At 69.3% G+C, this 20152-nt stretch carries 16 protein-coding genes; 6 read left to right on the plus strand and 10 right to left on the minus strand.

Going from position 1 to position 20152, the window contains the following annotated elements:
• Positions 1–97 precede the first annotated feature (97 nt).
• The gene (locus tag HEP75_RS19005) at positions 98–1018 is read right to left on the minus strand and encodes an oxygenase MpaB family protein (protein ID WP_185824551.1); all 921 of its coding nucleotides are present in this window, start codon (positions 1016–1018) and stop codon (positions 98–100) included.
• Positions 1019–1242: 224 nt separating this feature from the next.
• On the opposite strand from HEP75_RS19005, the gene HEP75_RS19010 reads away from it, so the two are divergent.
• Positions 1243–1860, plus strand: a complete 618-nt coding sequence (locus tag HEP75_RS19010; RefSeq protein ID WP_179568904.1) for a hypothetical protein — start codon at positions 1243–1245, stop codon at positions 1858–1860.
• Between the two features lie 464 nt (positions 1861–2324).
• The gene (locus tag HEP75_RS19015) at positions 2325–4418 is read left to right on the plus strand and encodes a TonB-dependent siderophore receptor (RefSeq protein WP_185824552.1); all 2094 of its coding nucleotides are present in this window, start codon (positions 2325–2327) and stop codon (positions 4416–4418) included.
• Between the two features lie 806 nt (positions 4419–5224).
• Here the strand turns inward: HEP75_RS19015 and HEP75_RS19020 are convergent.
• From HEP75_RS19020 to HEP75_RS19030, 3 genes are read right to left on the minus strand one after another with little or no spacing between them, the layout of a single operon-like run.
• Positions 5225–5629, minus strand: a complete 405-nt coding sequence (locus HEP75_RS19020; RefSeq protein ID WP_185821179.1) for a hypothetical protein — start codon at positions 5627–5629, stop codon at positions 5225–5227.
• Positions 5630–5671: 42 nt separating this feature from the next.
• Positions 5672–6439, minus strand: coding sequence for a LytTR family DNA-binding domain-containing protein (locus tag HEP75_RS19025; protein WP_185821180.1), 768 nt, complete (start codon positions 6437–6439; stop codon positions 5672–5674).
• On the minus strand, positions 6432–7718 hold the full coding sequence (locus HEP75_RS19030; RefSeq protein WP_185826659.1) for a histidine kinase: 1287 nt from the start codon (positions 7716–7718) through the stop codon (positions 6432–6434). The genes HEP75_RS19025 and HEP75_RS19030 overlap by 8 nt, the downstream gene beginning before the upstream one ends.
• Before the next feature lie 232 nt (positions 7719–7950).
• Here HEP75_RS19030 and HEP75_RS19035 point away from each other — a divergent pair, with 232 nt between their 5' ends.
• Entirely contained in the window at positions 7951–9165 is a 1215-nt protein-coding gene (locus HEP75_RS19035; protein ID WP_185821181.1) for an FAD-dependent oxidoreductase, read from the plus strand.
• Positions 9166–9180: 15 nt separating this feature from the next.
• Here HEP75_RS19035 and HEP75_RS19040 read toward each other — a convergent pair whose 3' ends face one another.
• The 3 genes from HEP75_RS19040 to HEP75_RS19050 are packed head-to-tail and all read right to left on the minus strand — an operon-like array spanning position 9181 to position 10262.
• Positions 9181–9399 (minus strand): hypothetical protein, encoded by a 219-nt coding sequence (locus HEP75_RS19040; protein ID WP_185821182.1) that lies wholly within the window; start codon positions 9397–9399, stop codon positions 9181–9183.
• Positions 9380–9829, minus strand: coding sequence for a type II 3-dehydroquinate dehydratase (locus tag HEP75_RS19045; RefSeq protein ID WP_185821183.1), 450 nt, complete (start codon positions 9827–9829; stop codon positions 9380–9382). The genes HEP75_RS19040 and HEP75_RS19045 overlap by 20 nt, the downstream gene beginning before the upstream one ends.
• Positions 9830–9839: 10 nt before the next feature.
• Positions 9840–10262: a hypothetical protein gene (locus tag HEP75_RS19050; RefSeq protein WP_185824553.1), complete on the minus strand. Its 423-nt coding sequence runs from the start codon at positions 10260–10262 to the stop codon at positions 9840–9842.
• Positions 10263–10548: 286 nt separating this feature from the next.
• Between HEP75_RS19050 and HEP75_RS19055 the strand changes: the two genes are divergently transcribed.
• Positions 10549–12141, plus strand: coding sequence for an APC family permease (locus HEP75_RS19055; RefSeq protein ID WP_185824554.1), 1593 nt, complete (start codon positions 10549–10551; stop codon positions 12139–12141).
• 19 nt (positions 12142–12160) lie between these two features.
• Here the strand turns inward: HEP75_RS19055 and HEP75_RS19060 are convergent, their stop codons facing one another.
• The 3 genes from HEP75_RS19060 to HEP75_RS19070 all read right to left on the minus strand — a co-directional run bounded on the left by HEP75_RS19060 (position 12161) and on the right by HEP75_RS19070 (position 15164).
• The gene (locus tag HEP75_RS19060; protein WP_255423905.1) at positions 12161–12721 is read right to left on the minus strand and encodes a hypothetical protein; all 561 of its coding nucleotides are present in this window, start codon (positions 12719–12721) and stop codon (positions 12161–12163) included.
• 185 nt (positions 12722–12906) lie between these two features.
• Positions 12907–13491, minus strand: a complete 585-nt coding sequence (locus HEP75_RS19065; RefSeq protein WP_255423906.1) for a hypothetical protein — start codon at positions 13489–13491, stop codon at positions 12907–12909.
• 14 nt (positions 13492–13505) lie between these two features.
• A complete protein-coding gene (locus HEP75_RS19070; protein ID WP_185824555.1) occupies positions 13506–15164 on the minus strand; it encodes a M28 family metallopeptidase in 1659 nt (552 codons plus the stop codon).
• A 292-nt stretch (positions 15165–15456) separates the two neighbouring features.
• Between HEP75_RS19070 and HEP75_RS19075 the strand changes: the two genes are divergently transcribed.
• Positions 15457–16908: a glycoside hydrolase family 5 protein gene (locus tag HEP75_RS19075; protein WP_185824556.1), complete on the plus strand. Its 1452-nt coding sequence runs from the start codon at positions 15457–15459 to the stop codon at positions 16906–16908.
• 345 nt (positions 16909–17253) lie between these two features.
• Positions 17254–20148, plus strand: a complete 2895-nt coding sequence (locus tag HEP75_RS19080) for a pitrilysin family protein (RefSeq protein ID WP_185824557.1) — start codon at positions 17254–17256, stop codon at positions 20146–20148.
• Positions 20149–20152: the final 4 nt, after the last annotated feature.

Here is a 20152-nt window from a genome sequence, read left to right on the forward strand (position 1 = left end):
GTCACGCCGGATGCCGCGCGACGGATCGGCCATACGGTTCAGCTTCGCCAGCGCGAGCGTATGCGGCAACACAAGCCCACAAACGTCGGCGACCCGCTCACTCCGGCCACTGCGCCAACTGCTGCGAGGCGATGCCGACGCGGCGGCAGGCGCGCTGCGCGATGCCATCGTTGAGCGCAATGCGGAACAGCGGCGCCAGCCCTCGCAGCACCCGCGACGAGGCCGCGGCCTGCGCACGTTGCAGGCGCCCGTGCCCGAGCATCGCGCTCGCCCATGGCGGCAGCAGCGCGGCGCCGGCGCCGAGGAACAGCTCGCGCGACAGGCCCGCCGCCGGCACCGGCAGGCGCAGCCCGGCCAGCACCGCGAGCACCTCGCGCGATCGCGCATCCATCAACAGCTGCGGGCGCACCTGCGCGAAGTACTCCAGCACCTCGCGCTCGCTGGCCGGCACCGCCTGCGCGCCCAGCGCCTCGGCCACGCGCCGGCCCTCGGCGTAGTAGCGATCGGCGATGGCGACCGGCACCGCGCGGCAGTAGCGGCGATAGCCCTGCAGGAAGCCGTAGGCCTCGGTGACGTGGACCCAGGTCAGCAGCGCCGGATCGTCGGCGGCATAGGCGCGGCCGTCGGGCGTGTGGCCGCGGATCCGCGCGTGGATGCTGCGCACGCGCGCGATCAGGCGCTGCGCTTCGGCCACCGGCGCATAGCTGGTGGCGGCGACGAACTGGGTGGTGCGGCGCAGGCGCCCGACCAGATCCTCGCGGAAGTTGGAATGGTCGTAGACGCCGGCCAGCGCCAGCGGATGCAGGGTCTGCAGCAGCAGCGCGCACAGGCCGCCGGCGAGCATGCCGGGGAATTCGGCATGGATGCGCCAGGTGACGCTGTCGGGGCCGAACAGGCCGGCATCGCCGAGCGGCTGGTCGTAGTCGATCCCGCCCTGGCCACGCGGGAACACGTCCAGCACCCAGTTGCGGATCCGGGCGGCGGCGGGAGCGGTGAGGGTACGCAGCATGGCACTCATCGCCGCATGGTAGCGGGCGGCGATGCATGCGCCGTGCAAACCGCTGCGCGCATGCTTGGCGACGGCACCCAGGGTTTCGGGGCGCGAACGCGCGTCTCCGCATCGCCGCGTGCGGCCTTCATGTGCGCCTGCAACATGCCGATCCCGGCCACTGTGCTAGAAAGAAGCTGCTTCAAGATCACCGAGACACCGCCGTCCGCCACCGCATCTGCAGGGAGCCTGTCATGATCGCTTTGTTCAAGGGGTTGGGGTTGTTGCTGGAGGACAACGCGCTGCACCAGCGCTCGTTCCCGGAACAGGTCGCGCATTGGCAGCACAAGAGCGAGGCGCAGCTGCGCTCGGAAGTGGATCTGCTGGCCAAGGCCAAGCAGCAGTGGCTGGTGGTTTCGATCATCGGCTGGCAGGCGATCTCGCTGATCATCCTCGGCGTGATCACCAACCAGTTGTGGCAGCACGACTATCACCTGACCTTCTCGCGCATCGTCATCGTGGTCAGTTCCTGGGTCGCGATCCTGTTCGTGATCTGGTTCATCGCCAACATGTTCGACCGCACCGCCGGCTTCGAGCGCTGGCTCACCGCCTTCAACAGCCGTGAACCGTTGTCGGCCGACGCCGATACCGTGGAGTGCGTCGCCGACGCGCTGAACATGGCGCGCAAGTATCCGGAAATCCTCGAGTACAAGCGCGAGGTGGTGGCCAACCGCGAACTGCGCCACGAGGACATCCGCATCATGCGCGAGATGGGCCGCATCCGCCTGCATGCCGAACTGGTCGCCGCACTGATCCAGTTCGAGGGCGTGCCGCCTGGCGGCCAGAACGGCGTGCTCCGCGTCGCCGGCTGAGTTGGTGGCGCGTGGCGCGCGCCTGAATACAGCACGCGCTTTGCATCGACATCGGCGACAGGCGCGACAGTGCCTGCCGCCGTAGTGGCCACCGCCGCGCCCTGACGCCGTCTGGACAACTCGCCGCCGCATCCCACCGCGACGCACGCAGCGCCGACATCGGCGTTGCAGTGCCTCAGCGCCGGCGTCATCCGCGCTGGAGCGCAGTCGCTTTCCTAGCGACAGTTCGGCGTTGCCTATCGACAGCGGCGCCCTGGATGCGCACCGCTGGCGCAAGTGCCGACCCGGACTTATCGAGGGCCGCCACTGCGGCAAACGCCCTCGCTTGCCCGATCGCCTGCGTGCCCCTGCCGCAGCTTGACTGTGCCCGGCGAATACCCGCCGCCGCCGACCAGGTCTTCGCAATCGCCACATCGCGAAATATAATCATTCTCGATTAGCCCCTTCCCCACCCCACGGTCTCGATGAAACTGCACCCCCTCCCGCTCGCCTGCCTGCTCGGCATGGCGGCTTCCCCGGCTGCGCGCGCGGCCGATACCGCCGATACCGCGCAGGCCACCGCACTGCCGGCGGTGCAGGTCCGCGCCGAGGCGGCCGACACCGGCTTCCGCAGCACCAAGCCCGCGCAGTCCGACAAGTCGGATACGCCGCTGGCGCAGACGCCGTTCTCGATCACCGTGGTGCCGCGCGCGCTGCTGGACAGCCAGCAGGCGCAGACCCTGGCCGATGCCTTGCACAACGTCTCCGGCGTGGTCGCCAACACCTATGGCCGGCGCGGCTGGGACGACCTGATCATCCGCGGCCAGACCGCGTCCGACTCGCTGTTCGTCGACGGCCTGCGCACCGCCTCCAACAACCGCGTCGCCGAACAGCTGTTCGGCATGCAGCAGGTGGAAGTGCTGAAGGGCCCGGCCTCGCTGCTGTACGGCCAGGTGCTGCCGGGCGGGCTGGTCAACCTGGTCAGCAAGCGGCCCGAACCGGCGCCGCTGCGCCGCGCCGAACTGGGCGTCGGCAGCGACGGCCTGCGCGAGGGCAGCTTCGACCTCAACCAGCCGCTGTCGGCCAACGGCAAGGTCGCGCTGCGGCTCAATGGCCTGGCGATGAATTCCGACGATCCCACCGACCACGTGTATTTCCGCAGCCGCTGGATCGCCCCGTCGCTGTCGCTGGACCTGGGCGAACGCACCGACTTCGTGCTCCTCACCAGTTACCAGGAACGCGACTACATCCGCCAGCAGGGCCTGCCCTGGGAAGGCAGCGCCGAGGCCAATCCGAACGGCAGGATCGCTCGCTCGCTGTTCACCGGCGAACCCACCCAGCCGCCGTACCACAGCCACCAGAGCCGCATCGGCTACGTGCTGGAGCATCGCTTCGACAACGGCTGGACCCTGCACCACGCGGCACGCTGGCAGGCATTCGGGTTGGACGGCTTCATCATCGCCAACAACGGCCTGGCCGCCGACCTGCGCACGCTGCGCCGTACCGCCACCGACCAACACTTCGACGGACGCACCTGGGTACAGGACACCTACCTGCAGCGCGGCTTCGCCACCGGCGCCTGGCAGCACACGCTGACCGCCGGCGTGGACGCGTTCAAGACCTGGGAATGGAACGTGCAGTCCACCTGCCGGGTCGGCACGCTGGACGTGTACGCGCCGGTCTATGGCGGCGCGGTCACCTGCCCGGCCACGCCCAGCCGCGACAACCTCAGCGTGGTCACCTCCGGCGGCCTGTATCTGCGCGACCGCATCCAGTTCACGCCCGACTGGCAGCTGCTGCTGGGCATGCGCCACGACCGCAGCCGCAACCTCAGCGAGGACCACCTCACCGACACCAACACGCGCAACGATGCCAGCGCCACCACCGGCTCGGCCGCGCTGATGTTCGATGCCGGCGGCGGGCTGCACCCCTATGCCAGCGTCGCCACCTCGTTCTATCCCAACGTCGGCACCGACGCGCAGGGCGCGCAGTTCGATCCCGAGCGCGGCCGCCAGGTGGAGCTGGGGCTGAAGATGGAACTGGACGCGGGCACCAGCCTGAGCATGGCCCTGTACGACCTGCGCCGGCGCAACGTGCTGCAGAGCGATCCGTTCAACGACGGCTACAGCATCGCGGTCGGCGAGCAGCGCAGCCGTGGCGTGGAACTCAATGCCGCCGCCGACCTGGGCAGCGGCGTCAGCCTGTTCGCCGGCTACGCCTACACCGACGCGGTAGTCACCGACGATGGCGAACAGAGCGTCACCACCGTCGGCGACCGTCTGTACAACGTGCCCAAGCACAGCGGCTCGCTGTGGCTGCAGTACGCGCCGCACGGCGTGGACGACGGCTGGACGTTCAGCGGCGGCGCGCGCGCCGAAGGCGAGAAGACCGCCTACGGCCATCGCATTCCCGGCTATGCGGTGTTCGACGCCGGACTCGCCTACCGCCAAGGCCATTGGCGTTACGCCTTGAACCTGAAGAACGCGTTCGATCGCGACTACTTCGCCGGCGGCCTGCAGCGCGCAGTGGCACTGGGCGATCCGCGCACGCTGCTGTTCTCGGTGGGCGTGGATTACTGAGCTACCGAGCGCGTGCTGCTCTTGGCAGGAAGTGCAGCGGCCCGGCGGCGTGTCGCGGCTGAAGCCGCTCCCGCAGTCCACCCGGCGAGTCGGTTGCGAGCTCCCTGTAGAAGCGGCTTCAGCCGCGACGAACGAAGCCATCCAGCTATCCGGCTTCGGAAACAGTCGGGACTGAAGTCCCTCCCACAGTGCACCCAGCCGGCTGGCCGCAAGCCCCTTGTGGGAGCGACTTCAGTCGCGACGAGCGGAGCTGTCCGGTTGCCGGGGCTTCAGAAGCGATCGCGACAGATGGACCGAGGAAAGGTCCGGGTATCGCAGCGACTTAGGCAACCTGTCGCGGCTGAAGCCGCTCCTACAGTGCACCCGGCGAGTCGGCAGCAAGCTCCTGTAGGAGCGGCTTCAGCCGCGACGAGCGAAGGCAATCTGTTATCCGGCTTCGGAAACAGTCAGGACTGAAGTCCCTCCCACAGTGCACCCAGCCGGCTCGCCGCAAGCCCCTTGTGGGAGCGACTTCAGTCGCGACGAGCGGAGCTGTCCGGTTGCTGGGCTTCAGAAGCGACCGCGACAGATGGGCCGAGGAAGGGGCCGGGTATCGCAGCGGCTTCCTTCGGCGACCTGTCGCGGCTGAAGCCGCTCCTACAGTTCATCTGGCGAGTCGGTAACGAGCCCCCTGTAGGAGCGGCTTCAGCCGCGACGAACGAAGCCATCCAGCTATCCGGCCTCGGAAACAGTCGGAACTGATGCGCGGACTCTGATCGGCGACGGTATCGGTAACTAGGTCCCAATCCCTCGACGCCAATCGCCCCTCAGCCCTGCGCGCACGGCTGCGGCGCAGCCGATATCTCGGGCGCGACGCATTGGCCGAAGTCGCGCGGCAGGCCGCCGATCTCGCGGCGCTGGCCGACCTGCAGGTCGAACTCCTGCAGCATGCGCGGTTCGCACGCCGCCGCCGCTGCATTGCCGGCGACCGCGGCCGACGCCGCGCAGGCGGCATAGACCTGGTAGTGGCAGCGCCCGCTGCGGCTGTCCATGCAGCGGAACGTGGCCAGTCCGCCGCGGTAGCTGGTACGGCTGAAGATCACCGCGGACCCGCGCTCGCTGCTATGCACCACCGTCTCGCGGTGGGCGTCGGTGGACAGGTCGAAGGTGGCGTGGCCCTGGCATCCGACGATGCCGAGCAGGCACGACCACAGCGCGGAGAGCAGACGCATGGCGAATTCCTTGTTCCAGTGCGGAGATGCGGGAGGCGGCGCTTACATGCCGCGAAACAGACTCATGTACGGCAAGCTGACGGTCAGCACTTCGTCGCGGTGGCGCAGCTTCATCCGGCCCTTGCCGGTGTCGTCGCGGACCACCGAGGCCACCGCCTTCAGATTGACGATGGTGGAACGGTGGATCTGCCGGAACGCGGCCGGATCCAGCACGTCCAGCAGCTCGCGCAGCGGCGTGCGCAGCAGCGCTTCGCCGTCGCGGGTCAGCACCGTGGTGTATTTGTTGTCGGCCTGGAAATAGATCACGTCGTCGAGCAGGATCAGCCGCGTCTCGCGGCCGCTGTTGGCGGTGATCCAGGCCAGCGGCGGCGGCGCGGCGGGCGATGGCGGGCGCTGTCCCAGGCGTTGCAGCAGCGCATCCAGCACCGCCACGTCCGGCCCCTGCGCGGCGCGGGCCTGCAGCCGCTGCACGGTCGCCTGCAGGCGCTCGCGCACGATCGGCTTGAGCAGGTAGTCCACCGCGCCCTGCTCGAACGCATCGATCGCGTACTGGTCGTAGGCGGTGACGAACACCACCTGCGTGCGCGGGCTCAATTCGCCCAGCGCGCGCGCCACCTCGATGCCGCTCAGGCCGGGCATGCGGATGTCCAGGAAGGCCACGTCCGGCTGGTGCTCGGCCAGTCGCTCCAGCGCACTGGCGCCGTCCTCGCATTCGGCGACGATGCGCAGCTGCGGCCAGACCTCGCCGAGTAGCCCGACCAATGCGGTGCGCAGCAGTTCCTCGTCTTCGGCGATGACGGCATCAACCATGACCGGCTCCTGTCGGCGGCGGCGCCGGGGGTGACGACGGCGGCTGCGGAGACGGCAAGGTGATCGTCGCGGCCACGCCGCTGGGGAAGTTGGACACGATGGCGAACGTGGCCGCGCCGGCATAGGTCAGGCGCAAGCGCTCGCGCAGGTTCTTCAGGCCGATGCCGGTGCCGCTGGACTGGGTGTTGAAGCCCAGGCCGTCGTCGGCGACGGTGATGGTGACGTGGTCGTCGAACGCGCGCGCCAGGATCCAGACCGTGCCGCCGCCGGGCTTGGGTTCCAGGCCATGCTTGATTGCGTTCTCGACCAGGGTCTGCAGCATCATCGACGGCAGCGGCAGGCTCTTCATCGCCTCCGGCACCTGCAGTTCCAGCTGCAGCCGCGCGCCCATGCGGATCTTGAGGATCTCCAGGTAGGCCTGGGTGCGTTCCAGCTCTTCGCCAAGCGAACTCAGTGCGTCCTCGGCGCTGGGCAGCGAGCGGCGCAGGTACTGGATCAGGTAGCCGAGCATCAGGTCGGCGCGCGGCGGATCGGTGCGCGCCAGCACCTGCGCGCTGGCCAGCGTGTTGTACAGAAAGTGCGGCTCGACCTGCGCGTGCAGCAGATTCAGCCGCGCCACGGTCAGCTCCTGATCGGTGGCCGCCTGCTTGGCGGCGGCCTGCTCGTCGCGGCGCAACTCGGCGACGCGGCGCGCCACCGCACGGCTCAATGCCTCGGCGTTCTCGTAGTTGCTGCCCTCGTCGACCGCGAACAGGTCGATCCAGGCGCTGGCGTCGGGTTCCAGCAGCAAGGTCAGACTGCTGGTGCCGGCGCCGGGTGCAAGCGTCGCCAGCACCTGATTGCGCTTGACCGCGAAGCGCGCGGCCAGGTTCCAGCGCGACGGCGTGCGGCCGTTGTACGGGTCGATGCGGCGCACCTTGGCGCGCACCTGCAGGCTGTCGGCGGCGCTCTCGATCTCTTCCACCCGCGGCAGTTCGCGCACCGCCGCAGCGACCAGCGCGAACGCCTCGCGGGTGTCCAGCGGGATCTCGATCTGGCGGCGCTGGCGGCTGGACAGGGTGGCGTTGTCCAGCCGCCCGGCGATCAGCCAGACCCGGCGCAGATGGGTGATGCCGGCGACCAGCGCCGACAGTATCAGCAGCATCGCCAGCAGGCCGAAGAACCAGCCGGGCCGGTTTTCCATGCCGTAGAACAGGCCGCTCCAGACGAAGCCGGCGACGATCACCGCCGCCACCCAGGCGCACAGCAGGCGGAGGATCAGGGACACGCTGGAAAACATGGCGGCGGGGATCGATGACATGGCCGCGAGCATAGCCGCGGCAGCGCAGGCCGCCAGTCCCCTTGCGACAAAAACCCTGCAAGTGCGGACGGAACCTCGGATCGGCGGCGCCAACCGCGGCACCGGCGACGCTTCGGCGTTGCGTCTGCGCGTGCACCTATTGCCGGCCTGCGGAAGCGACGTGGACCTACACGCTCGCTTAGACTTCGGTCGTCACGATCAGGAGCCCGGCATGCACCGACGACACTTCCTGCGCAGCGGCGCACTGGCCGCCGCCACGTTCGGTGCCGGTCCTCTGCTCGCGCAGCCGCGGCGCGATGCCGCGATGCCGCAGCCAGCGCCGACCCGGCCGATCCTCCCCGCAACGCCCGCTCCCAGCGCCGCCTTCGCCGTGCCGGCGCCGCTGGCGCCGATCCGCGCCAGCGCCGACCGCATCGTCGCGCTGCACGCGTGCACGCGTCCGTTCCGCGCGCAAGGGCCGCGCATCGAGGCCGAGCGCATCGGCCGCAAGACCGTGATCCACAACTACGGCCATGGCGGCAGCGGCTGGTCGCTGTCGTGGGGATCGGCGGCGATCGCCACGCAGCTGGCGCGCGCCACCGGCCAGACCCAACTGGCGGTGATCGGCTGCGGCGCGATCGGCCTGACCACCGCGCTGGTCGCGCAGCGCGCCGGGCTGCGCGTGCGCATCTACGCCAGGGAGCGGCCGCCGGAAGTGCGTTCTTCCTTCGCCACCGGGGTGTGGTCGCCGGATTCGCGGGTGTGCACTAGCGCCTACGCCACGCCCGAGTTCGGGCGGCGCTGGGAACGGATGGCGCGCACCTCGTTCGACATGTACCAGAACCTGCTCGGCCTGCCTGGCGATCCGATCGAGTGGCGCGACGGCTACGTGCTGTCGGATGTGCCGTTCGACCAGCCCAGCGGCCATGGCGGCAACGGCGAACCCGACTACCCAGCGCTGGAGGCGCAGTATCTGGCCGACCTCGGCCCGCACTCGCAGCCGCTGGCGGCAGGCCAGCATCCGTTCCGGGTGGCGCATGTGCGCCGCTACACGCAACTGGTGTTCAACATCAGCGCCTATGCGCGGCTGCTGCTGGACGATTTCCTCGCCGCCGGCGGCGAGATCGAAACGCGCGAGTTCGCAAGCCCGCGCCAGTTCGCCGACCTGCGCGAGAAGACCCTGGTCAACGCCACCGGTTATGGCGCGCGCGCCCTGCTCGGCGACGACAGCCTGGTGCCGGTGCGCGGACAGACCGCGCGGCTGGTGCCGCAGCCGGAAGTGAACTACGGGCTGGTCTATCGCGGCCACAACCTCAACGTGGTGCCGCGCCGCGACGGGATCCTGGTGCAGGCGCAGGCCGACGGCGATTTCGGCAACCCAGATGCCACTCCGGATCGCGCCGCCTCCGAGGCGGCGGTGGCGCGGCTTGCTACGCTGTTCGCGTAACCGCGATGCCCCGCGCTACAGCCGACTGACGCTGCGGATGCGGATGTCGTCGCTGTCCACGCCGTGCCGCTGCGCCGCCTGCGCGCGCAGTCGTTGCAGCAGGCATTCCGGGTCCAGCGGCGCATCGTCGTCCCAGCTGTGCGCCAGCGTGCCCCAGGCCACGCGCTGACCGTAGCTGTAGGCGTCGTAGTCGGCCAAGTAGTGGCGCGCGGACTCAGGTGCCGACGTGGACATCGCCTTCGTAGCCGTTGCAGCCCAGGTGTTCCAGCGCGATCGACAAGGCCAGCGCGTAGCTCTGCGCGCAATAGCCGCCGACCTGGCCCACGCGCTGCCGCGAGGCCGCGCACAGGCAGGGTTCGCGCTGGTCGCAGGCATCGTCGTGCACTTCCACGTACGGCCGGCCCAGGTGCGCGACCGCCGCGGCGGTGGCGGCGCTGTCCGAGCACGCGCCCGGATCCAGCAGCAGCATTTCCACCGCCGCCGCGTCGGCTTGGGCCAGCGCATGCAGCAGTTCGCCCTCGCTGGCGCAGCCGCGCACCGCCAGGGTCTTGCCGGCACGGCCGGCATGCTCGAGCAATTGCCGCATCACCCGCGGCGCGATGCGCGCCGGGCGGCCGCGATGGCCGGCCACGCAGTCCGGGCCGCGCAACAACAGGATCGACATGGCGGCGCCCTCAGTTGGCCAGCGCCGCGCGCGCGCCGAGATGGCGCGCGGCCACGCCCAGCGCGATCGCGTAGCTGTCGGCGAGCGCGCCATTGGCGATCACCGTCAGCAGCGGCATGTGGCGCGGATGCAGCAGCGGTTCCAGCGCCTGCGCGCTGGCGTCGTGCACTTCGATGTAGGGATGGCCGAGCGCATCGAGCGCCTCGCGCAGCTGCACGCCGTGATCGGCCAGGTCCGCGGCCGGCAGTTCGCCGGAGTCCAGCAGTACCAGCTCGGTCTCGTCGTGCGCGCCCTCCTGCAGCCGCGCCACGATCTGCGCCGCATCGGCGCAGGCCACCGGCACCACGCGGGCACCGGACGCGCCGGCCAGGCAACGAGCCACGGCAATGGCCGGCGCATCGCGGTGCGGGCCTTGGATCACCAGAATCGACATGGAACACATCCAACGGAAAGGACGCTGCAGACTCTAGGCCTGTGCCGCGTAAGCGCGCCATTGCGCCATGCCGTTGCCGCGTAAAGCTTGCGTAAGAAGTGCCGGGATTGGGAATTCGGGATTCGGGATTCGGGATTGGGAAAATCCAAGCCGGTCGCGCCCCCGCTTCGCCACCATCGCCTTTACGAATCCCGCAATCCCCAATCCCGAATCCCGGAAGTGCGGCGCCGCCGCGCTTCTGCGATCATCCCCGGTTTCCCGCTGCCGACGCCGCCAGGAACCTTCCATGACCCAAACCGCCTTGCGCCGCGATGTCGGCCCATTCGCCCTGATGCTGACCGGCCTGGGCTCGATCATCGGCTCCGGCTGGCTGTTCGGCGCCTGGCGCGCGGCCGGGCTGGCCGGCCCCGGCGCGGTCTGGGCCTGGCTGCTGGGCGCGGCGATCGTCACCACCATCGCCCTGGCCTATGCCGAACTGGGCGCGATGTTCCCCGAGTCCGGCGGCATGGTCCGCTACAGCCACTACTCGCACGGCTCGCTGGTCGGCTTCATCGCCGGCTGGGCCAACTGGATCGCGATCGTGTCGGTGATCCCGGTCGAGGCCGAGGCCTCGGTGCAGTACATGGCGTCGTGGCCGTGGCAGTGGGCGCAGGATCTGTACGTGCAGCAGCCCGGCGGCGCCGGCGAACTGTCGGTGCCAGGCCTGTACATCGCCGCGGCGCTGGTGCTGGTGTATTTCCTGCTGAACTTCTGGAGCGTGAAGCTGTTCGCCCGCTCCAACAGCCTGATCACCGTGTTCAAGCTGGTGGTGCCGGCACTGACCGGCGTGGCGCTGATCGCCAGCGGTTTCCACAGCGAGAATTTCAGCGTAGGCCTGCATGGCGGCACGCATACGATCGATTTCGCCGCGGTGCTGACCGCGGTGGCCACCGCCGGCATCGTGTTCAGCTTCAACGGGTTCCAGAGTCCGGTGAACCTGGCCGGCGAAGCGCGCGATCCCGGACGCAGCATCCCGTTCGCGGTGCTCGGCTCGATCGCGCTGGCCACGGTGATCTACCTGATCCTGCAGGTGGCCTACATCGGTTCGGTGCCGCCGGAGCTGCTGGCCAAGGCCGGCTGGCACGGCATCGATTTCCGCTCGCCGTTCGCGCAGCTGGCGATCATCGTCAACCTGCACTGGCTGGCGATGCTGCTGTACGTGGACGCCTTCGTCAGCCCCAGCGGCACCGGTATCACCTACACCGCGACCACCGCGCGGATGATCTATGGCATGGAGAAGAACGGCACCTTGCCGAAGGTGCTGGGCAAGCTGCATCCGCACTGGGGCGTGCCGCGCCCGGCGATGTTCTTCAACCTGGCGGTGTCCTACCTGTTCCTGTTCTTCTTCCGCGGCTGGGGCACGTTGGCGGCAGTGATCTCGGTGGCCACGATCATCTCCTACCTGACCGGCCCGATCAGCGCGATGGCGCTGCGCCGCCACGCGCCGGAGATGCACCGCCCGTTGCGCATCTTCGGCCTGCCGGTACTGGCCGCCACCGCCTTCGTGCTGGCCACCGAATTGCTGTACTGGGCGCGCTGGCCGCTGACCGGCGAGATCATCCTGCTGATGCTGGTGGCGCTGCCGGTGTACGCGTATTACCAGCACCGCCAGGGCTGGAAGGATTTCGGCAAGCACCTGCGCGGCGCCAGCTGGCTGATCGCCTACCTGCCGACCATCGCGCTGCTGTCGTGGGCCGGCAGCACCACCTTCGGCGGGCATGGCTACCTGTCCTACGGCCCGGACCTGATCGTGGTCGGCGTGGTCGCACTGGGCTTCTACTTCTGGGGCGTGCGCGCCGGCTGGCGCACGCCGTCGCTGCAGCAGGCCAGCGCCGGCTGAGGCCGGCGCCGGCGCGGGGTCAGCGCAGCGCCTGCAGCAGGCGCGAGACCAGCGTGGCGCCGACGAATCCCGGCAGGCTGCACAGCAACGCCATGCTGAAGGTCTCGATGGCATCGCGCTGCATGCTCAGCACCGCGAACGCGATGCCGAGGCAGATCAGGGACGACAGAAATCCCACCAGGCCGATCCGCGCATGCGCGCGCCAGCCGCGCAATCGTGGCCAGTACCACGCGGCGATCGCGCCGGTCAGCAAGGCCGGCAACGCGCCGAACAGGTAGGACACCAACGCGATCGCCAGCGCGGCCAGCAACGCATTGCCGAACGGCAGGCTGCCCCCCACCGATCCGATCAGCAGCAACGGCGCCGCCACCAGGAACGTGCCCAGCGGCGGACCGGCGATCAGGAACGCCAACACCACGCCGGTGCGCACCAGGCCAGGATGCAATGGATCGATGGCATCGGCGGTGGCGGCCAGATCGTCGCCTTGCGGCACATCGGTGCCGGGCGCCTGCGGGGCATGCGCCGGTGCCATGGGCGCGGCAGAGACGGTATCGGTATCGGATGGATCGTCGGTCGTCATGGAACAGTGCCGTTTAGGGGTCGTTTGGTTCGTCGTTGCGGTAGGGGTGCGCGCGCTACGCGGCGACCGCGCGACCGGGAATGCCGATCATCACTATCGGCAGGCGGCGCAGCGGCGGGCGACGATCCCGGCGATCAGTCCAGACGAATACGATGCCTGTAAAGGCGCGGACGGCAGCGATGCGGCTATGTCGATTCGGGCATGCGTGCAGGCACCGGTGTCCCGCCACGCAGCGCCTGCAGCAAACGCGAAACCAGCGTGGCGCCGACGAACCCCGCCAGCGCGCACAGGGCCAGCGCGATGGCGACCTCGTTGGCGGGCGGCGGCGGGCGGCGCAGCAGCGCGATCGCCGCGCCGACGCAGATCGCCGACAGCAGCGCGGCGGCCAGGCCCAGCCGCAGATGCGCGCGCCAGCCGCGCAGGCGTGGCCAAAACCATGCGGCCAGCAGGCCGGTCAGCAGGGCCGGCAACGCGCCGAACACATAGGAAAACAGCGCCATCATCAGGGCCAGCAACAGGCTACTGACGGAGGGGCCTTCTCCCGACCACACGATGGCCACCGGAAAGCCGACCACGACCGTGCCCAGCGGCGGGCCGGCGATCAGGAACGCCAGCACCACGCCGGTGCGCACCAGGCCGGGATGCAGCGGATCGATCACGTCTGCCGCGCCGGGATCGGCGACGGCGGCCTCGGCCGCCGTCGGCCACGACGATGCTGCGTCGTCCTGCAGCCGCGCCACCGGCACGGCGTCCGGCGGCTCGGTCGTCATGCCTCAGCCCCGGCCTATTGCCGCTGCGCCGCGCTGGCGTCGCGGGTGGCACGGAACTCAGAGTCGCTGCTCCAGTTCGGCCATTGCGGCGAGTTGGCCAGCTCGCTGCCCAGCGTGTACAGCACCTGCAGGTCGCGCGCGGCACCGGCGAAGATCCAGCTCGGCAGCCATTCGTCGCCGGGCTGGTGGTAGCGCTTGGCGGTGTAGTCGTCGGAAGCCGCCTTGCCGGCCTTGATCCCGCCGTCCACCCAGTCCTGCCCGGCCGCGAACGACAGCGCCGGCACGCCGCGCTTGGCGAAGGAGAAGTGGTCGGAGCGGAAGAAGTAGCCGGCTTCCGGCTTCGGGTCCGGCGTGTAGCGCAGGTCCCAGCGCTTGGCGACCGTCTTCAGATCCTCGAGCAGGTCCAGCTTGGCGGTGCCGTAGATGCCGAAATCGCGCGACGGGCCGAACGGGCTCATGCCGTCCATGTTGATCACCGCCACCGTGCGCGCCAGCGGATACAGCGGCTTGGACGCGTAGTACTCCGAGCCGAGCAGGCCCTTCTCCTCGGCGGTGACCGCCAGGAACACCACCGAGCGCTGCGGCGCCGGGCCCTTGGCGAACACGCGGCCCAGTTCCAGCAGCGCGGCGGTGCCGCTGGCGTTGTCCAGCGCGCCGTTGAAGATGCGATCGCCGTTGGCGTCGGGCGCGCCCACGCCGATGTGGTCCCAGTGCGCGGTGTAGATCACGCTGTCGTCCGGATGGGTGCTGCCGGGCAGCCGCGCGACCACGTTGTGCGAGGTGATGACCTCCGACTTCACCGCGTAGTCGGCATGCAGGCGCTCGCCCTTCAGTTCCACCGGCTTGAAATCGCGCGACTGCGCCTGTTTCTTCAAGGCCTCGAAATCCAGCCCGGCGCGCTTGAACAGGTCCACCGCCAGATCGCGCTGGATCCAGCCTTCGAGCGTGGGATGGGCGGCCTTGGGATCGTCGCGGACCACGTCGAACATGCTGTTGGTGTTGGAGCTGGCCACCGTGGCCCAGCCGTAGGACGCCGGGGCGGTCTCGTGCACGATCAGCACGCCGGCCGCGCCCTGCCGCGCGCCCTCTTCGTACTTGTAGGTCCAGCGGCCGTAGTAGGTCATGCCCTTGCCGTCGAACGCGCCCTTGCCGGTCTCGAAGTCCGGGTCGTTGATCAGCACCACCGCGATCTTGCCCTTCAGGTCCACGCCCTTGAAGTCGTCCCAGTCGCGCTCCGGCGCCTTGACCCCGTAGCCGACGAACACCAACGGCGCGGCGTCGATGGCGACCTGGGTGCTGCCGTCGAGCGCGGCGCGCACGGCGATCTGCTGGCCCTGGGTCAGCGCCTGGCGCTGGCCGCCGGCCTCGACCGCCACCTGCGGCGTGCCGACGATGTCGGCGCGGCGCAGCGGCACCGCCTGCGTCCACAGGCGCTTGCCGTCCTGCAGGTCGCCGCCCGGCTGCAGGCCCGCGGCCTGGAACTGCGCGCTGAGGTAGGCCACGGTCTTGTCCTCGCCCGGCGTGGCCGGCGCGCGGCCCTCGTAAGCGTCGGAGGACAGCGTCTTGACGTCGGCGGAAATGCGCTTGGTGTCGAAACTCGGTGCGGACGGCGGCGCCGCCATCAGTGCGCCGGAAATCGCCAGCGCCAGCATGCCCATGATCGGTCGCTTCACTCTTGCCCCTTGGATGGATGTACCCGCCCGAGTGTAGCGACGCCCGCGACGGGCGGCCAAGCGGTGCCTGCACCGACCAGAAAGACGTGACGCACTGCTCAGATTGCCATCTGCGCGTGCTCTAATCGCCGCGCTCGCCAAGCGCATCGCAGCGTCCGTGGACAAGCCGCCCTTCTGTGCCGGCAATCACGACGTCCGCCACATCGGCTGCCGATGATGGTCGCCATGCGCCCCGCCTGCGCCCCCACCTTTGGCCGCCCGTCTTGGGCCGGCCGTTTTCGGAGATAGAGAGATGTCGACGTCGAAAAAATCCCGCATCACCCGCTGCCTGCTGGCCGCGGCGCTGTTGGCGGCCAGCGGTTCGGCCTGGAGCTATGCCATCAACGGCGGCAAGGTGGTGGACGACAAAGGCAACGCGGTGCAGCTGCGCGGCGTCAACTGGTTCGGCTTCGAGACCAACGTGCACAGCGTGCACGGCCTGTGGGCGCGCAACTGGAAGGACATGATCACGCAGATGCAGGGCCTGGGCTTCAACGCCGTGCGCCTGCCGTTCTGCCCGCAGACATTGAACGGCACCGCGCCGAGCAGCATCGACTACGGCCTCAATCCGGACCTGCAGGGCCTGAGCGCGTTGCAGGTGATGGACAAGGTGATCAACGAACTCAGCAGCCGCGGCATGTACGTGCTGCTCGATCACCACACGCCGGACTGCAACGCGATTTCCGAGCTGTGGTACACCTCCTCCTACAGCGAGCAGCAGTGGCTTAACGATCTCACCTTCGTCGCCAAGCGCTACGCCAGCGTGCCGGGCGTGATCGGCCTGGACCTGAAGAACGAGCCGCACGGCGCGGCCACCTGGGGCAGCGGCAACGCCGCCACCGACTGGAACAAGGCCGCCGAACGCGCCTCGGCCGCGGTGCTGAAGGTGGCGCCGAAATGGCTGATCGTGGTCGAAGGCATCGGCGAGAACGCGAACTGCTCCAGCAGCGGCGGCCATTTCTGGGGCGGCAACCTGGAGCCGCTGGCGTGCACCGCGCTGAACATTCCGGCCAACCGCTTGTTGCTGGCGCCGCATGTGTACGGCCCGGACGTGTTCATGCAGCCCTACTTCAGCGCCTCCAATTTCCCGGCCAACATGCCGGCGATCTGGGAGCAGCACTTCGGCAAGTTCGTGCAGTCCGGCCACGCGCTGATGCTCGGCGAGTTCGGCGGCAAGTACGGCCAGGGCAATGCGCTGGACGTGAAGTGGCAGAACGCGCTGGTCGACTATCTGGTCGGCAAGGGCATCCACAGCGGCTTCTACTGGTCGTGGAATCCGAACAGCGGCGACACGGGCGGCATCCTCAACGACGACTGGAAATCGGTGCGCACCGACAAGGTCACCCTGCTGAAGAAACTGTGGGGCGATTCCAGCGGCTCCACGCCTACTCCTACTCCGACGCCCACTCCAACACCCACACCGACGCCGACCCCCACGCCGACTCCCGGCAGCGCCAGTTTCAGCACCAAGACCGTGGTGGACAGCGACTGGAACGCCGGCTATTGCCACCGCGTGCAGGTGACCAACACCGGCAGCGCCAGCGGCAACTGGGCGGTCACGCTTTCGATCAGCGGCACCGTCAACAACCTGTGGAATGCCAACTGGTCGCAATCCGGCAGCACGCTCAAGGCCTCCGGCGTGGACTGGAACAAGACCCTGGCCCCCGGCGCCATGGCCGAATTCGGCTTCTGCGCCGCGCGCTGAGATCGCCTGTAACCGAATCGCCTCCGCGTGCACTGCGCGGCGGTAGCAACAACGGCAGCGTCGGACGACGCTGCCGTTCGCGTTTCAGGCCATCGCACTGCGTAGTGGCGTGGCGCGTGGCGATCCGGATGGCGATCGCTGCAGGAGCGGGAGCGGACCAGGGACGTCTCGAAACATCGGGCACAACGGGGCTTCGCGTCCGCGCCGATCGCCACTGAAATCGCTCCCAGCGTCCGCCGATCGGCAACCGCGCGCGGCCGGGCATCGCCGCTGTGCCATAAGTCACGTTCCGGGTCCGGCACGCGGCCACTATGCTGGTCCATTCTCCTCATCAGGCCCGGCCCAATGCTTCGACCCTTGTCGTTGTTGATCTCCAGCATCCTCACCCTCGGCGTCGGCGCCGCCATCGCACCGGCCAGCGCCGCGCCGCCGGGGCTGGCGGCCAAGGCCACCGTGCCGGAGATCGCCTACACCCGCTTCACCCTGCCCAACGGCCTGACCGTGGTGGTGCACGAAGACCACAAGGCGCCGGTGGTGGCGGTGAGCATCTGGTATCACATCGGCTCCGGCGACGAGCCGGCCGGCAAGACCGGCTTCGCCCACCTGTTCGAGCACCTGATGTTCTCCGGCTCGGAAAACCACAAGGGCACCTATTTCCAGCCGTTCGAAAAGGTCGGCGCCACCGACATGAACGGCACCACCTGGTTCGACCGCACCAACTACTTCGAGACCGTGCCGACCACCGCGCTGGACATGGCGCTGTGGATGGAATCGGACCGCATGGGCCACCTGCTCGGCGCGATCGGGCAGAAGGAACTGGATACGCAGCGCGGCGTGGTGCAGAACGAGAAGCGCCAGGGCGAGAACCGCCCGTACGGGCGCGTGGACGAGAACATCCTGGCCAACATCTTCCCGGCCAACCACCCGTACCAGCACGACACCATCGGCTCGATGGCCGACCTCGACGCGGCCTCGCTGGACGACGTCAAGCAGTGGTTCCATGACAACTACGGCGCCGCCAACACCACTCTGGTGCTGGCCGGCGACATCACCGTGGCCCAGGCGAAGGCCAAGGCCGAGCAGTACTTCGGCGACATCCCCGCCGGCAAGCCGGTGCCGCGCCAGCAGCCGTGGATCACCCCGCTGGCCAAGCAGACCCGCGGCGTGCAGCACGACCATGTCGCGCAGCCGCGCATCTACCGCACCTGGGTGGCGCCGCAGCTGGGCAGCGACGACGCCGTGCAGCTGGACCTGGCCACCACCGTGCTCGGCGGCGGCAAGACCAGCCGCCTGTACCAGCGCCTGGTGTACCGCGACAACCTGGTGGACGACGTCTCGGCCAGCGTCCAGCCGTTCGCGCTGGCCAGCCAGCTGCAGATCAGCGCCGACGTGAAGGACGGCGTGGACCCGGCCAAGGTCGAGGCCGCCATCGCCGACGAACTGAAGAAATTCCTCGCCGAGGGCCCGAGCGCCGACGAACTGCAGCGCGCGCAGACCAACTACCGCGCCGGCTTCGTGCGCGGCTTGGAGAAGGTCGGCGGCTTCACCGGCAAGGCCGCGATCCTGGCCGAGGGCCAGGTCTATCGCAAGGATCCGGGCGCCTACCAGCACGACCTGCAGCGCGCCCAGGCCGCCACCGCGGCCAGCGTGCGCAAGGCCGCCGACACCTGGTTCGGCAAGGGCGACTACCTGCTGACCGTGCTGCCAGCCGGCGACGGCTTCGACCCGGTGGCCGAGGACAAGGCGGTCAAACCGCTGCCCGCGGCCGACGGCAAGCCCGCGCCCGCGCTGCCGGCCAAGGCCAGCTACAGCGTCGGCAAGAACCAGGTCGATCGCGCCGCCGGCATTCCGGAGACCAGCCAGTTCCCGAGCCTGAGCTTCCCGCAGCTGCAGCGCGGCAAGCTCAAGAACGGCATCGAGGTGGTGCTGGCCGAGCGCCACACCATCCCGGTGACCCAGGTCGAACTGCTGTTCGATGCCGGCTACGCGGCCGACAAGGGCGGCAAGCTCGGCACCGCCAACTTCACCGCGGCGCTGATGAACGAGAGCACCAGCAGCCTGGATTCGGTGGAAGTGGCGCAGCGCCGCCAGCGCCTGGGCGCGATCACCAGCGTGGCGTGCGAGCTGGACAGCTGTGCCGCCTCGCTCGATGCGCTCAACGACCAGTTGGCGCCGTCGCTGGCGTTGTTCGCCGACATCGTGCGCAACCCGGCGTTCAAGGCCGAAGACATCGAGCGCGTGCGCGGCCAGTGGCTGGCCTCCATCGCGCAGGAGAAGACCCAGCCGCAGGGCCTGGCGCTGCGCACCCTGCCGCCGCTGCTGTACGGCCCGCAGCATCCCTACGGCGTGCCGCTCACCGGCAGCGGCACCGAAAAGGCGATCAAGAGCCTGAGCGCGAGCGACCTGACCGCGTTCCAGAACGGCTGGCTGCGCCCGGACAACCTGCGCATCCTGGTCGCCGGCGACACCACCCTGGCGCAGATCATCCCGCAGCTGGACGCGGCGTTCGGCGACTGGCAGCCGCCGGCGGCCACGCGCCCCAGCAAGACCCTGTCGCAGGTCGCCGCGCAGCCCAAGCCGCGCGTGTTCCTGATCAACCGTGCCGACGCCCCGCAGTCGCTGATCCTGGCCGGCCTGCTGGCGCCGTCGACCAAGGCACCGAACAACCTCGCCATCGGCGTGGCCAACGGCGCCTTCGGCGGCACCTTCACCTCGCGGTTGAACATGAACCTGCGCGAGGACAAGCGCTGGGCCTACGGCGCCAACAGCTTCATGCTGGATGCGCAGGGCCAGCGCCCGTTCCTGTTCTTCGCCCCGGTGCAGACCGACAAGACCGCCGAGTCGGCCGCCGAGATCCTGAAGGAAGCCAAGGCCGTGGTCGGCGACAAGCCGCTGACCGCCGACGAGATCGCCAAGATCAAGAACCAGCGCATCCGCGCCCTGCCGGGCAGCTTCGAGACCACCGGCGCGGTGCTGGGCGCGGTCGAGAGCATTGTCCAGTACGGGCGTCCGGACGACTACGTGCAGACCCTGAAGACGCGCCTGGAAGGCATCGACCAGACCGCGGCGGAAGCGGCAATCAAGGAAATCGTCGCGCCGCAGGCGATGACCTGGGTCATCGTCGGCGACCTCAAGCAGATCGAGGCGCCGGTACGCGCGCTGAAGCTGGGCGAGGTGCAGGTGCTGGACAGCGACGGCCAGCCGGTCAAGGCGAAGGCCAAGACCGCCGGCAAGCAGTAAGGCG

This window comes from Xanthomonas sp. SI (genome assembly GCF_014236855.1).
Classification (GTDB): domain Bacteria; phylum Pseudomonadota; class Gammaproteobacteria; order Xanthomonadales; family Xanthomonadaceae; genus Xanthomonas_A.